Consider the following 14,273-nt stretch of genomic DNA (forward strand, 5'->3'; position numbering starts at 1 on the left):
CGATGGCCGGGATGCGGCCGCACGATGGGAACACAGCATTTCGCGAGGCCGAGTCGGCCTCTGATCCCCCGGATTGGCCCCTCATGGCGAACGAGATCACGTTCAGCATCACCACCACCCGCTTCGACGAGGACTACGCCCCGTCTGACAGCTCGCGGATCACCACCAACTTCGCCAACCTCGCGCGTGGTGAGCGGCGTCAGCAGAATCTCCGCAACGCCCTCGCGATGATCGATCAGCGGTTCAACGATCTTGCGGGCGGAGACAGCCCTGACCGGTATTCGGTCGAGCTCGACATCGTCTCCGTGCAGCTGCGATTCGCCGACGGTGAAGATCGAGACTTCCCCGTGCTCGAAGTGCTGGACATCCACATCGTCGACCGGCTGACCGGCGAACGCCACCAGGGCATCGTGGGGAACAACTTCTCCTCCTACCTGCGCGACTACGACTTCAGCGTCGTCCTACCCGCGGCGAGCGCGGCAGCCGGCGGATTCGCGATTCCCGACGACTTCGGCGTGCTGCACGGCAAGCTCTTCCAGCACTTCCTCGAGTCCGACGCATACCAGGACCGGTTCCCGACGCTGCCGGTCATCTGCATCAGCGTCTCGACGAGCCGGACGTATCGCCGCACAGGCAATGTCCACCCCGTGCTCGGCATCGAGTACGTGCAGGACTCCTTCTCGCTCACCGACGAGTACTTCGGGAGGATGGGACTGCAGGTGCGATACTTCATGCCACGCGGCAGCTCCGCTCCGCTCGCCTTCTACTTCCGCGGCGATCTTCTCGGCGACTACTCCGATCTGCAGCTCATCGGCACCATCAGCACGATGGAGACCTTCCAGAAGATCTACCGCCCGGAGATCTACAACGCGAACACCCCCGCCGAGAGCGTCTACCGTCCGAGCCTCGCGCATCAGGACTACGAGCACACGGAGATCACGTACGACCGCGAGGAGCGCAGCCAGCTCGCTGTCGCCCAGGGACGCTATGCGGATGAGCACTTCGTCACGCCTCATCGCCGAGTGCTGGATGAGTGGGCAGCCTCCTACCCCGCTCCGTCCGCCCTCGCTCCGACCTCCCCCGCTCCGACCTCACCGGCTCCGGTCCGATGACCGACGAGGGATCGAAGATCGTGGGACCGCTGCTGCCCACCTCGATCGTCGGAAGCCTGCCGAAGCCTGCGTGGCTCGCGCGGCCGGAGGTGCTCTGGTCGCCGTGGGAGCTGCAGGGTGATGCGCTCGTGGAGGGAAAGCATGATGCGCTGCGCGCCGCAGTGCACGAGCAGCGTCGTCGCGGCATCGACATCATCAGCGACGGGGAGCAGACCCGCCAGCACTTCGTCACCACCTTCATCGAGCATCTCGACGGCGTCGACTTCGAGAACCGCGAGACGGTGCGCATCCGCGATCGCTACGACGCGAGCGTGCCCACGGTGGTGGGTGCGGTGACCCGTCCGAAGCCCGTGTTCGTGGACGACGCGACGTTCCTGCGTCAGCAGACCGATCAGCCGATCAAGTGGGCGCTCCCTGGCCCGATGACGATGATCGACACCCTCGCCGACCGCCACTACCGAAGCCGCGAAAAGCTGGCATGGGAGTTCGCGACCATCCTCAACCAGGAGGCGAGAGAGCTCGAGGCGGCGGGAGTCGACATCATCCAGTTCGACGAGCCCGCGTTCAACGTCTTCTTCGACGAGATGAAGGACTGGGGCATCGCGGCACTCGAGCGGGCGGTCGAAGGGCTGAGCGCCGCGACTGCGGTGCACATCTGCTACGGCTACGGGATCAAGGCGAACAACGATTGGAAGGCGACCCTCGGGGCGGAGTGGAGGCAGTACGAGGAGTCGTTCCCGCTGCTGCAGCAGTCCTCCCTCGACATCGTCTCGCTCGAGAGCCACCACTCGCACGTACCCATGGACCTCATCGAGCTCATCCGCGGCAAGAAGGTCATGCTCGGAGCGATCGACGTGGCGAGCGATCAGGTCGAGACGCCGGAAGAGGTCGCGGACACCCTGCGACGTGCTCTCGAGTTCGTCGACGCAGAGTTGCTCATCCCCAGCTCGAACTGCGGCATGGCACCTCTGCCGAGGGGCGTCGCGCTCGACAAGCTGAGCGCACTGGCGGCGGGAGCGCGAATAGTCCGCGAAGAGCTCGGCGACAGCGGGGCCTGATCACGGCACATCCCGGGCGACGCCGAGTCTGCTCACCGTCGTAGCGAGCTCGGAGCTGCCGGGCTCTCGCCCGCGACCCCGCAGGCGCGACTCACACGCTCAGTCGGTAGCCACGCTCGTCTCCGTGGTGGATGAACCCGGCTCTCGCGAGGATCGGCGCAGATGTCGCCGTGCGTCCTTTCACCAGCGCGGTGGTCGCTCCGAGTGCGGCGCTCACTCGGAGCCTCTCGGCGAGGACCGCGCGGTAGGCGCCTCTCCCCCGCGCGTGCTCGAGCGTGGCAGCGCCCCAGAGCCGGGCGAAGCCGTCGACGATCGTGCAGCCGCCGGTGCTCACCGCCTCACCGTCGGGGGCGAGTCGCGCGAGCACTCGGACGTGCGTTCCGGCGTCGAGGTTCGACGTGATCTCGTCGAGTTCCACCCGGAGCCCTTCTTCGTCGAGTGGCTGCTGCTGCCAGACGGGCACGTTGATCCTGTCGACCTCGCGGACCTGGTCGAGTGTCCGCACGACCTCCGCGCTGATCCCGGCGGGGACGTCGACGTCCGATCCCCCGATCGGGCGAGCGAACACGGCGACGGTGTCGACGTGCTCCGCTCCTCGCCGCCGCAATTCCTCTTCGAGATCGGGGCTATCGGACGCGTTGGTCCAGAATCGGAACTCCGGCTCACGCCAGGCCCTGGTGTGCGCGATCGCGTGATCGAGTACGGCCACGGGATCGGCGTCCGAGTCGACCTGTGATCCGCGCACTCCGCCGCCGAAGCGCTCGGGATACCGGACCAGTTGCAGATGCGTCTTCTGCTGATCGCTGTCGCGGGGAAACCAGACCCATGCCGCTGACGCGCGCAGGATCTCCTCGATCGTATGAGTCATCGCTCACCTCTGCTGCTCATGACGGCGTCAGCTCGCCGCACCGACCAACCGCGCGAAGGCGCTCATGCGAGCGACCCCCTCCGGCGTGCGGGGCAGATCGTCGAGAAGCGCCGGGGAGTGGATGAGGTAGGCCGCGACCTGCGCCCGGGAGATGGCGACGTTGAGCCGGTTCTGCAGAAGCAGGAACTCGGGTCCCCGAGGCGCGTCACGACCGCTGGACGCGGCGAGGGATGTGATCGAGACCACCGCCTCCTTGCCCTGGAAGTTGTCGACAGTGCCCACCGGGACGTCGGGGAACCCCGCCGCGGCGAGCGCGTCGTGAACGGTCTGACGCTGCGCGTTGTAGGGCGCGACCACGATGATGTCGCTCTGAGCGAGCGGGCGGACCGTCGCGTCCGCGTCGTTGTCGGTGAAGGCGCGCCCGACGAGGTCACGAACGAGTGCCACCACCTGAGCCGCCTCTTCCGGGGAGTCGGTGGCATTGCCGCGATGTCGCAGGGGGACGACGTGGAGCCCCGCATCGACGCCGGCGATCGCTCTCCGTTCGGTGCCGGGGGCGGAGGCGAGCCGCCCGGCGTACGCGAGCTTCGACACGGGGGCGGCGACGAACGGATGCATGCGCCACGACTTCGCGAGGAAGTAGCCGTAGTCGGCTGCGATGACCGCATCGCCGTCCATGACCCAGCCGAGCGCCGAGGTGTCGACGGGCTCGGGGTGCGCGCCCTGACTGACCTGAGGAAGCTGCTGCGGGTCTCCGAGCAGCAGCAGCCGCTGTGCGCCTGCGGCGACGGCGATCGTGGAGGCGAGCGAGAACTGCCCCGCCTCATCGACCACGAGGAGATCGAGCCCCGCCCGTTCGACACGGGCGGTGTTGCTGAAGTCCCAGGCCGTGCCTCCGACGACGGCGCCGTGTTCGGCGTGCTCGCCGAGGAACGACGCCATGCCGTTCTTGGGGATCACCGTGTACGACGGATCGGACGCGGAGTCCTTCGGGGCCTTGCCCACCTGACCTGCCGGAACGCCGTCGGCGACGACCCGCTCGAGCAGATTCTCGATGATCGCGTGGGACTGCGCAACGACACCGATCCTGAAGCCGTGGTCCTTCACCAGGCGCGCGATCACCTGCGAACCCGTGTACGTCTTACCCGTGCCGGGCGGGCCCTGGACGGCGAGGTAGCTGCGGTCGAGATCGAGCACCCCCCGCACGATGGCGTCGATCGTGTCGGCTCCCTGCTGCGGCAGCGTGCCGCCGGAGAGCGTCCTCGGAGGGATCCGTCGCAGGATGTCGGTCGCCGCATCACGCGGGAACTCCGGTGCTGCCGCATGGACGGTGTCGGCCCACTCGTCGATCGCACCCTGCAGCGAGACGACGCGTGGCGGCGCTGCCGGGGTGAGCGCGAGAGGCAGCTCGTCCCACGTCTGGCCCTGAATCGCCGTCTCGGTGATCAGATAGCCATCGTCGAGCACCTCCGCGACCGTGACCGTGTGCGGAACGTGCACCGCTCGTGACGGCGCTTCGGTGTCGAAGGGCGCAGGCACCGGGTACAGCGCGAACGGCTGGGATCCTGCGCTGAGCGTCGTGCCAGGCGACACCTCGCCGCGGATCTCGATGTCACGCGACATCACCCGGCGCCCCTCGCCGACGCTCCAGTCTCGCTGCACCGTCGACGACGTGCGGTCCACACGCACGACGTCGCGCGTGCCGTCCCACATCGTGACGGGCTCGCGCAGCCGCTGGAAGTGCGAGACCCAGAAGCTCTTCGCCTCACGGGGGAAGTAGTCGATCGCTGCCGCCGCGATGCGGTGCACCTGCCCGTCGCCGCCCGCGTCGACAGCCCGCTCCGCGTCGGCGAGGAGCGCCACCGAACGAGGCGACGGCTCGTAGATCACCTCGTCCGCCTCGTCGGGAGGTGCAGGACTCACCCCTTCCTTCCTGGCGATGTCGATCAGCCAGTTGCGGAGGCGCCTCGTCGACACGCAGTCGTAGCGGTTGTAGTCGGCGAGGTCGGCGAAGACCGCATCCGCTTCCTGCTGCTCCCCCGCCGCCGCGAGCTCTCGGGCCGCGACGTACTGCACTATCGAGTCGTCGCCCTTCTGCACGTCGCTCGTGCGCACGTCTTCGCCCATGTAGAGCGGCTCGAGCTTCTTGATCGAGTACGACCTCGTGCCGACCCTCACGGTGCGCAGGACCAACGGATAGAGGTCGACGAACACGCCTTCGCGCAGCAGCCGATCGATCTCACCTTCGCGCACACCGTGCCGCGCGGCCATCGCGACCAGGTGCGAGGTCTCGTACGGCGCATAGTGGTAGATGTGCATGCCAGGGTGCGTGGCTCTGCGCACCGTCACGAAGTCCAGGAATCGCTCGAACGCCTCTCGCTCCGCGGCGAAGTCGTGAGCCCACAGCGCCGTGTACTGGTCGGCATTGTCGACCCAGCCGAAGAGGTAGTCGATCCCCCAGTGCGCTTGTCCGTCCGGTGCCGGCTCGGTGTAGAGCGGATCGCCTTCGAAGTCGAAGAAGATGTCGCCGTGGCTCGGCACGGGGAGGGTGTGGATCGCCGCGGCATAGTGCACGTCGTACGTCGGCGCGCCCTCTGCATCCGCCCGGATCTGCAGCCTCGCCTGGTCGCGAAGGGTCTCGAACGAGTCGGTGTTCATGCCCACAGGCGGGATGCTCGCGGCGGCCAGCGCATCGATCGTCTCGATGCCCGCAGCCCGCAGTCGCGCCCGCTGGACGGGCCGCATACGGGCGACCATCAGCAGGTCGCGGTGCGCGATCACCTGCTCCTCGCACGTGGCGCAGCGCCCGCATGCCACCACCTCGAGGTCGCCGCGATCGTCGCCCCATGCCAGCGCCGCACCGGCGGAGCCGTCGTCGATCCGGCGGTCGGCGATGAGGGCACGCAATCGCGCCCGCCTGACCTGGAACAGCGGAAGGAGATCGTCGACGGCGTGCGTGCTCAGGGTTCCGTCGCCGAGGATGAGATCGACCTCGTCGGATCGGGGGATGCCCAGCCGGTCGAGCTGGTCGACATATGCCGCGAGCTGCATGAGTGCGGTGACTCGCGCCTTCCTGGCGAGTTTCGAATCCTGCACCCGCCAGCGCCCGTCGTCATCGCGCTTCAGGAAATCAGCGAATCCGACGAACTCCGGCGTCGCGAACGCGGCTTGGAAGACGACGATCGCGTCGGATCCGAGCGCCCGCACGGTCTCGTCGACGGCAGCGGCGAGGGCCTCGGCATCGACCGACGAGACCTTCTCGACGCGGTGCACCCGATCGTCCCCGAGGTCGTCGATGTAGCGCGCGAGGACATTCTGCTCGTGGACGTCACCGAGAAGAGCGGCGCGCGCGAGGGTCGCGTCTTCAGGCTCTTCGACCGCGGGCACGCGACCCAGCTTGGCGTCGATCGCGCGGCACCACGCGAACTCGCATTCGGCGGCCGCCTTGAGGTCGCTCGCGCTCCAGATGACGCGCTGCGCCTGAGTGTCGATCCGCACGATTCTCCCGTTCCCTCGGATGCTTCGACACTAGCCGCGGCATCCGACATGGGATCACGCCGGGAGGTGTGTCAGCGCCACCACGTGTCGTCCGGGGTCCCCGGCAGATGGCGCTTGTGCTGCGTCGCGAGGTAGCGCGATTCGATACGCCCTGCGACGTCGGGGGCGACCTCGCGTCCCTCGAGGAAGTCGTCGATCTGCTCGTAGGTCAGACCGAGTTCGTCTTCATCGGCGCGCCCCGGCTGACCGTCGAGCAGGTCGGCCGTGGGCACCTTGTAGGCGAGCCTGTCCGGCGCTCCGAGAAGCAGCAGCAGCGAGCGCCCCTGCCTCTTCGACAGACCGGAGAGCGGGAGGATGTCGGCCGCGCCGTCGCCGAACTTCGTGTAGAAGCCCGTGACCGCCTCGGCCGCATGGTCGGTGCCGATGACGATGAGACCGTCGTGTCCTGCGAGCGCGTACTGCGTGACCATCCGCACGCGAGCCTTGATGTTGCCCCGGTTGAAGTCGCTGATGTCGCTCGTGACGGCGAACTCGATGTCCTCCTCGACGCCGTCGACACCGTTCTGGATGTTGACCTCGACCGACGAGTCCGGTGCGATGAACTCGAGCGCGGCCTCAGCATCCGCGGCATCCTTCTGCACCCGGTAGGGCAGGCGCACGGCGAGGAACTTCGCTTCTCCCCCTTCGGCGCGAACCCGTTCGACCGCGAGCTGGGCGAGCCGCCCGGCCAGCGTCGAGTCCTGTCCGCCGGATATCCCGAGCACGAACCCCTTGGCGCCCGTGGTGCGCAGGTAGTCGACGAGGAACGCCACTCGGCGCTCCACCTCGACCTCGGGATCGATCTCGGCCTTCACTCCGAGCGCTTCAGATATCTGCTGCTGCAGGGTCATGTGTTCCTCCGGTCTGCCCGACGTCAGTATCCTCCCCCAGTGTTACATCGAGATGACATCGGCCGCACACGGCTCGACTTCGCACCGATCGATACACCTGGCAGGATGGCGAGGTGAAACTTCTCGTCGCAGCCATGGCCTCTGAACTCGCAGCGTTCCCGGAGGAGCTCGAGGGGTTCGACCGGCTCGTCACCGGCGAGGGCAAGATGCAGGCCGTGTTCGCCCTCACCCGCGCGCTCGACGCCAAGGAGTATTCCGAGGTGGTGGTCGTCGGGACCGCGGGCGGCATCGACCCTGATCTCGAGGCCACCGTGCACGAGATCGGCAGCGCGCTGCAGCACGATGTGTTCGACCTCGACGGCGTCGCAGGTCAGCACGTGTCCCTGCCCGCGCGCGTGTCCACCGGCCGCGAGGGCGTGCTGATCGCGACCGGTGACAGCTTCGTCGGCGACGCAGGGATCACCGCCGTCATCCGGCCGTCCGGCGCCGGCTTGGTCGACATGGAGACCTACGCGTACATCTGGGTCGCGGAGCAGTTCGGGGTGCCGATCCGCGCGTTCCGCGCGATCTCGGACAGGGCCGAGGATGGCGCGCTCGTCGACTTCCGCGAGGCGATCGCCCGGTGCAGCGTGCAGCTCCGTGAGGTGATCCGCCGGGAGTACGGCGTCTGAATGCGGGCCGAGTGAACGCGCGCCTTCGGCGAGCGGGACGGTGACCCTCAGCGCGCTTCGATGATGCTCGGGCCCTCCGACGTCGCACGCACCCGCAGCTGAGCCGGGATCTGCTCCTGCATCGCCTCGACGTGGCTGATGACGCCGACGGTGCGTCCGCCCTGGCGGAGTTCATCGAGCGTGCGCATCGCGACATCGAGGGTGTCGCCGTCGAGCGACCCGAATCCCTCGTCGATGAACAGAGTGTCGAGGCGGATGCCGCCGGCTCGCGCGGTGACGACCTCGGCGAGCCCGAGGGCCAGGGCGAGAGAGCTGAGGAACGTCTCCCCTCCTGACAGCGACTGCGCAGGGCGCGTCTGGCCGGTGAAGGCGTCGAACACGACGATCCCGAGCCCGGATGCTGCTCCCCGAGCCGCCAGCGCGTCGGAGTGGCGCAGCTGGTAGCGGCCGGTGGACATGTCTCCCAGGCGTCGATTCGCAGCGTCGACGATCTCTTCGAGCTCTGCCGCCAGGACGAAGGTCTCCAGGGTCATCTTGCGGGTGTTGGCGCCGCGCCCCGCGATCGTGTCGGCGAGCCCGCGCAAGACCTCGTAGTCGGCCGCATCGTCCGCGGTGCGCGCATGCTCCGCCCAGGCGGCCTCGATGATCGCAGTGAGCTGCTCAGCCACGGCGGCCGCACGACCTGCCTCATCGACCGCCGCCGACCAGCGCTGTCGCGCGGTGAGAGAACGCAGCTCGGCCGGCCCGAGATCGATCTCCTCCTCCGGGAGAGTGCGGAGCTCGAGGTCGAGAAGGATCGCGCGCTCCTTCTCGCGCTGCACGGCATGCAGGGTGACTCGGTTCTCCAGTGCCGCCTGAGCGGCGGCAGAGCGGAGCGCCAGTTCGACGGCGGCGACTCCATCGAATTCGGAGGCCTCCAGCGCAGCATCCTGCTCGGCCTTCGCGGCGGCGGCCGCCTCAGCTCTGCGCGCTCGCTCCGCGGTCGCCTCGACCAGAGCGAGCGCGGCCTGGACCTCGGCCAGCGTCGCAGCCAGCCTGTCGGCGACGGACTCGTAGGGCCCTCGCGCGTCATCGATCGCCAGCCGCGTCTCGGTGACGCGCTGCGCCACGAGCAGCTGCGTCTCGCGCGCCGTGGCCAGTGCCGCAGAGTCACGTTCGCGCTCGCTGTCGAGCCGGCGGATGCGTTCGATCAGAGCATCGCGCTCCAGCTCGAGCGCAGTCCGCTGATCGAACGCGTCGGTGCTCTGCGCGAGAGCCGCTGTCGCGGTGTCGAGCTCTGCGACGGCCTCGTCGACCTCGCGACCGTCTGCACGGGTGATCGCCGCAGCGAGGTCGGCACGCAGAGAAGATGTCAGTTCGGCGGCGTCCCGCTCGCGCCGAGCGACCGCGTCGCGGGCGGATTCTGCTTCGTCGACGTCGTCGGCGGAGACGGGATCGGCATGCACGGCGGGAGCCGGGTGCTCGTGCGATCCGCACACCGGGCATGCCTCGCCCTCGTGCAGCGACGCCGCCAGCTCCCCCGCGAATCCGTCGAGTCGTCTCTGTCTGAGCTGGGCGAGGGCGGTCTGTGCGGCGGCGAGCGCAGCGCTGGTCTCAGCGAGCGCCCGCTCCGCCTCCGTCTGCGCAGCTCTGAGACGCACCACGTCGAGAGCGGCCGTGTGCCGGACCGCAGCGGCGTCTCGCGCTGCAGCCAGATCTCCGGCGCGATCGGCGAGCTGCCTGGCCGCATCGCGCGCGAGTGTCAGCTGTTCGAGCTCGGCGGGCAGCGCCACCAGATCGGCCTCTGCGGCGTCGATCCGGGCGGTAGCTGCCGCCACTGCATCATCGGCTGCTGCGAGTTCAGCATCGAGAGCGGAGGCTGAGCGTTCGAGCTCAGCCGCTCGCTCCCATGCACCGGTCTGCCTCGTGCGCTCTGACGCCCATGCCGCGAGGTCGTCGACGACGATCTCGTGAGCCTCCCAGTCCGCTCGTGCTCGCGTCTCGGCATCGACCGCCGCGTCGAGCGCGGACGCAGCCATGACAGCGCTCGCGATCGGAGCCCGCAGCATCTCCGCAGCCCGAGCATTCTGCAGTTCTCGACGTGCATCGGCGATGACCGCCTCATCGGCCTCGAGACGGTCGAGCGCGGCTCGCGCCCGATCCCGCTCGACCTGTGCCCGCTGCTCCTCCCGCGCACTCGCGAGAGCGGCATCCGCGGCGTCCGACTGCTTCTCCGCCTCGACACGCTCGACCGCCCGACGTTCGGCCCGGTAATCGGCACGAGCCTTCGCGCGGCGCAGACCATCGAGGCGTTCGTCTGTCGTCGCCGCGAAAGGCTCTGCCTCCTGCGCGGATGCCTCGTCTGTCTGCGCTTCGCTGTCACGCCCGAGGTCGGCGTTGCGGACCAGCCTCTCTCCTTCGTCGAGGCGAGCCGACACCGTGGCCAGTCGTGCACCGAGAGCCTGCTCGGCCGCCTTGCGCCGCTCGTCGAAACGCGACTGCACGTCTTCGAAGCGCTCGGTGCCGAACAGTCGCCTCAGCAGCCCCTGTCGTTCTTTGCTTCCCGCCAGCAGGAACTCCGAGAACCGGTTCTGCGCGAGCAATATGACCTGTAGGAACTGCTCGCGACTGAGCTGAAGGATCTCGTCGAGCTCGTAGGCTGCCTCGCGCTCTTTCGCGGCGAGACCGATCCACTCGCCGCCGACCGACGTGTCGAGCTGCACGGCCGCAGGTTGCACCGTCATGCCGCCACCACGCTTCTTGGGGCGCTCGTACTCGGGCGATCTACTGACCCGATATCGGCCGGCCGGCGTGCTGAACTCGACCACGACCTCGGTGAGATCGTCAGGCTCGCAGTGATCGCTGCGCAACCGCTTCTCGCCACTCTCGTACCGCGGGACCCCGCCGTACAGGCCGAAGCAGACGGCGTCGAGGATGCTCGATTTGCCGGCACCCGTGCGCCCGGCGATCAGGAAGATGCCGTCGTCGGCGAATGCGTCGAAGTCGACGATCTGCCGCTCGCGGAACGGGCCGAATCCTTCGACCTCGAGTCGGTGCAATTGCATCAGGGCATCTTCTTCGCTGTCGGAGCATGATCGCGGTGACGCATCACCGGACTGGATCGAGTCGTCACCGGACTGGATCGAGTCGTCACCGGACTGGATCGAGTCGTCACCGGACTAGATCGAGTCGTCACCGGACTAGATGAGGGCATCAGCGCGGACGCGGTCGTCGAGGACCTCGCGGATCAGCTCGCCCTCACGCTCCGTCGCGCCATGGCCCGAGCGCACATGTTCGAGGAACGCTTCGATGCGCTCCGGGTCGGTGACGGCGCCCCGCAACCGCTCGGCGTAAGAACGCTCCGCCGTCGCGGCCGTCTCAGCGGGCTGATGCTGCACCATCGCGCAGTGCGGATACCGCTCCCGGAGTCGCCGCATCGGCTCGGTCTGGGCGAGTGCGTCGGTGTAGACGGCGCACACCCAATCGTCGGCGTGTGCGGCGACGTTCTCGGGGGACAGGATCTCGTCGAGCGTGCCGGTGAGCGTGACCAGGCGACGCGGCACAGGCAGCTCGAGCCAGTCGACCGACGCCAGTCCTGCCGCGTCGAGCTCGACCAGCCACGACCCGCGAGGTTTGTTCTGCTCGCCGAAGCTGTAATGCAGCGGTGCGCCCGAGTAGCGCACGCGCTCGCTGATCTGCTGGCGTCCGTGGATGTGGCCGAGGGCGACGTAGTCGGGCCCGTCGAACACGGCCAGCGGCACGACGTCGAGGCCACCCTGACGCACCTCGCGCTCGAGGCCGACGGTCGCGTCGACCCCCGCCGAGAAGCAGTGGGCGATCGCGACCGACCGGCCAGGGTGCTCAGCCATGCTCGCGCGCACCAGATCCATCGCGTGGGCGAGCGTCTGCGCCTGCGTGCGCAGCTCGACACCGTTCCAGTGCTGGCGCACGATCGCCGGCTCGAGGTAGGGGATGCCGTAGAAGTGCACCGGCCCGTCGGAGTCGGTCATGGTGACCGGTGTTCCGATCGCCAGCGGGTCGGTGAGCACGTGGATGCCGTCGCGCAGCAGACGCGCCTGGAAACCCAGACGCGCGGCGGAGTCGTGATTGCCGCTGGTGACGATCACCCGTGCGCCCGTCTCGTGCAACGCGACCAGCGCGTCACCGAGAAGCGTATAAGCGGCACCTGCCGGTGTCGCCGAGTCGAACACGTCGCCGGCGACGATGACGACGTCGACCGCGTTCTCCCTGACCTGCAGCGTCAGCGCCGCGAGCACCTCGGTCAGCGCGTCCATGGTCGAGTTGCCATGGAAGGTGCGACCGATGTGCCAGTCGGAGGTGTGCAGGATTCGCATACTCACACGCTACGAACCCCCACCGACATTCGGTCCGAGGCGTGCCGCAGCGTCCGTTCCTGCCTGTCGGATCTGCACGATCCCGGTGGGAGCGGACGCCACGGCCGTCTCAGATGCCGTCGACGTCAGTGCGCGCCGACGGCGAGGCCTGGATGCGCCGGCATCAGCTCGTCCTTCGTGCCTCGCACCATCACCGCGGCGATGACGGCTCCGACCACCATGAGGATCGAGCCGACGATGAACACCCAGCCGTAGGCGTCGGTCATCTGCCACGGGGTGAGGTCGGCTTGCGCGTGGCCGCCGACCGATGCCGCGTACACGGCGGTGAACACGGACAGCCCGATCGATCCGCCGATCTGCATGGCCGAGTTCGCGACGGCGGATGCCACACCCGCGTCATGCGGGGCGACTCCCGTCAGCGCGAGATTCTGCAGCGGGATGAACACGAATCCCATCCCGACGCCGAGAAGGACGAGCGCCGGAGCGATCTGCACGAGATACGCGCCGTCCGGGGTGATGCCCGACAGCAGGAACAGCCCGGCCGCGGCGATCAGCGGCCCCACGATCAGCATCGGTCGCGGGCCGATCACCGTGAGGAGCTTCGTCGCGATCGGGGCGATGATCATCGTCGCGATCGGAAGCGGCAGAGTCGCGGCACCCGCCGGCAGCGCGCCCATTCCGAGCACGAACTGGAGGTGGAAGGTGAGATAGAGGGTCGCGCCGATCATGATCGCGCCCGCGACGCCCTGGATCAGGAACGCCCCGCCGCGCACGCGGTCGGCCACGACACGCAGCGGAAGCAGCGGCTGCGCGACGCGACTCTCGACCCAGACGAACAGGACGAGCAGGACCACGCCGATGGCGAGGAAGGTGATCGTGAGCGGGTCTCCCCAGCCGTTCTCCGCGAGGCTGAACCCGTAGACGAGGGATCCGAGGCCGAGCGTCACGGTGATCGCGCCCCAGACGTCGTAGCGGTTGTCTCCGTCGGCCTTGCTCTCGGTGAGGAAGAGACCTCCGCCGACGAGACCCACCGCGACGAAGAAGAGATTGACCAGCAGGCACCAGCGCCAGTCGGCGAACTCGGTGAGAAGACCGCCCAGCAGGAGCCCGACCGCGGCCCCGGTTCCGGCGACGGTCCCGAAGACCGCGAACGCCGTATTGCGCTCGCGCCCCGAGGGGAAGGTCACCGTGAGCAGCGCGAGGGCCGCGGGAGCGAGGAGAGCTGCGAAGACGCCCTGCAGTCCGCGGGCGAGAACGAGCTCCCACCCCGACTGGGCGAGGCCGCCGTAGAGCGACGCGGCGCCGAATCCGACCATGCCGATCATGAAGACGCGCTTGCGCCCGATGTAGTCGGCGATACGGCCGCCGAGCAGCAGCAGCGCCCCGAACGCGAGGGCGTAGGCGGTGACGACCCACTGCCGCTGGCCGTCGCTGAGGCCGAGATCGGCCTGGGCTCGCGGCAGGGCGATGCTGACGATGGTGCCGTCGAGGACGACGATCAGCTGAGTGAGAGAGATGACGGCGAGCGCCCACCACTTGGTCTGGGGGCGGGCGCGCAAGGACGATGACATGGAAGAACCTCCGGTGTCGGGAACGATGCCGGAGGTTTCGAGCCTCGGACCAGCACGCTCGGAGCGCCTGACCACCTCAGCCGACGGGGCTGAGCAGAGCATCCATATTACCCGACGTGAGGCTGTGCGAGTGCGAGCGGAAGGTCCCCTGACCCACCCTCGTCACGATGATCGGCACGTGGTGATGCGACATGCGCGATGCGCGATCACATGTGCGGGGTGCGGGGCTGCGCGATGCGAATCTGGGCTGCCCTCCGCCCGACATGGGCCG

At 68.5% G+C, this 14,273-nt stretch carries 9 protein-coding genes; 3 read left to right on the forward strand and 6 right to left on the reverse strand.

Features of this window, described 5'->3' with window-relative positions:
• The first annotated feature begins 83 nt into the window (after positions 1-83).
• Both ACIP5T_RS07850 and ACIP5T_RS07855 read left to right on the forward strand, forming a co-directional pair.
• Positions 84-1,112 carry a putative oxygenase MesX gene (locus ACIP5T_RS07850; protein WP_400862067.1) on the forward strand — a complete coding sequence of 343 codons (1,029 nt, stop codon included), beginning with the start codon at positions 84-86 and terminating at the stop codon, positions 1,110-1,112.
• A gap of 20 nt (positions 1,113-1,132) precedes the next feature.
• Positions 1,133-2,170, forward strand: coding sequence for a methionine synthase (locus ACIP5T_RS07855; protein WP_400864671.1), 1,038 nt, complete (start codon positions 1,133-1,135; stop codon positions 2,168-2,170).
• 91 nt (positions 2,171-2,261) lie between these two features.
• On the opposite strand, the gene ACIP5T_RS07860 is transcribed toward ACIP5T_RS07855, so the two are convergent.
• The 3 genes from ACIP5T_RS07860 to nadE all read right to left on the reverse strand — a co-directional run bounded on the left by ACIP5T_RS07860 (position 2,262) and on the right by nadE (position 7,426).
• Positions 2,262-3,038 carry a hypothetical protein gene (locus tag ACIP5T_RS07860; RefSeq protein ID WP_400862068.1) on the reverse strand — a complete coding sequence of 259 codons (777 nt, stop codon included), beginning with the start codon at positions 3,036-3,038 and terminating at the stop codon, positions 2,262-2,264.
• Positions 3,039-3,065: 27 nt separating this feature from the next.
• The gene (locus ACIP5T_RS07865; RefSeq protein ID WP_400862070.1) at positions 3,066-6,536 is read right to left on the reverse strand and encodes a TM0106 family RecB-like putative nuclease; all 3,471 of its coding nucleotides are present in this window, start codon (positions 6,534-6,536) and stop codon (positions 3,066-3,068) included.
• 71 nt (positions 6,537-6,607) lie between these two features.
• The gene (gene nadE / locus ACIP5T_RS07870; protein ID WP_400862071.1) at positions 6,608-7,426 is read right to left on the reverse strand and encodes an ammonia-dependent NAD(+) synthetase; all 819 of its coding nucleotides are present in this window, start codon (positions 7,424-7,426) and stop codon (positions 6,608-6,610) included.
• 113 nt (positions 7,427-7,539) lie between these two features.
• Here nadE and ACIP5T_RS07875 point away from each other — a divergent pair, with 113 nt between their 5' ends.
• Positions 7,540-8,097, forward strand: a complete 558-nt coding sequence (locus ACIP5T_RS07875; RefSeq protein ID WP_400862073.1) for a nucleoside phosphorylase — start codon at positions 7,540-7,542, stop codon at positions 8,095-8,097.
• Positions 8,098-8,144: 47 nt separating this feature from the next.
• On the opposite strand, the gene ACIP5T_RS07880 is transcribed toward ACIP5T_RS07875, so the two are convergent.
• The 3 genes from ACIP5T_RS07880 to ACIP5T_RS07890 form a co-directional block, all read right to left on the reverse strand.
• Positions 8,145-11,141: an AAA family ATPase gene (locus ACIP5T_RS07880; RefSeq protein WP_400862074.1), complete on the reverse strand. Its 2,997-nt coding sequence runs from the start codon at positions 11,139-11,141 to the stop codon at positions 8,145-8,147.
• A gap of 135 nt (positions 11,142-11,276) precedes the next feature.
• A complete protein-coding gene (locus ACIP5T_RS07885; RefSeq protein ID WP_400862076.1) occupies positions 11,277-12,431 on the reverse strand; it encodes an exonuclease SbcCD subunit D in 1,155 nt (384 codons plus the stop codon).
• Positions 12,432-12,556: 125 nt separating this feature from the next.
• Positions 12,557-14,002, reverse strand: coding sequence for an MFS transporter (locus tag ACIP5T_RS07890; protein WP_400862078.1), 1,446 nt, complete (start codon positions 14,000-14,002; stop codon positions 12,557-12,559).
• Positions 14,003-14,273 lie beyond the last annotated feature (271 nt).

This window comes from Microbacterium sp. NPDC088619, assembly GCF_044752825.1.
Taxonomy (GTDB): Bacteria; Actinomycetota; Actinomycetes; order Actinomycetales; family Microbacteriaceae; genus Microbacterium.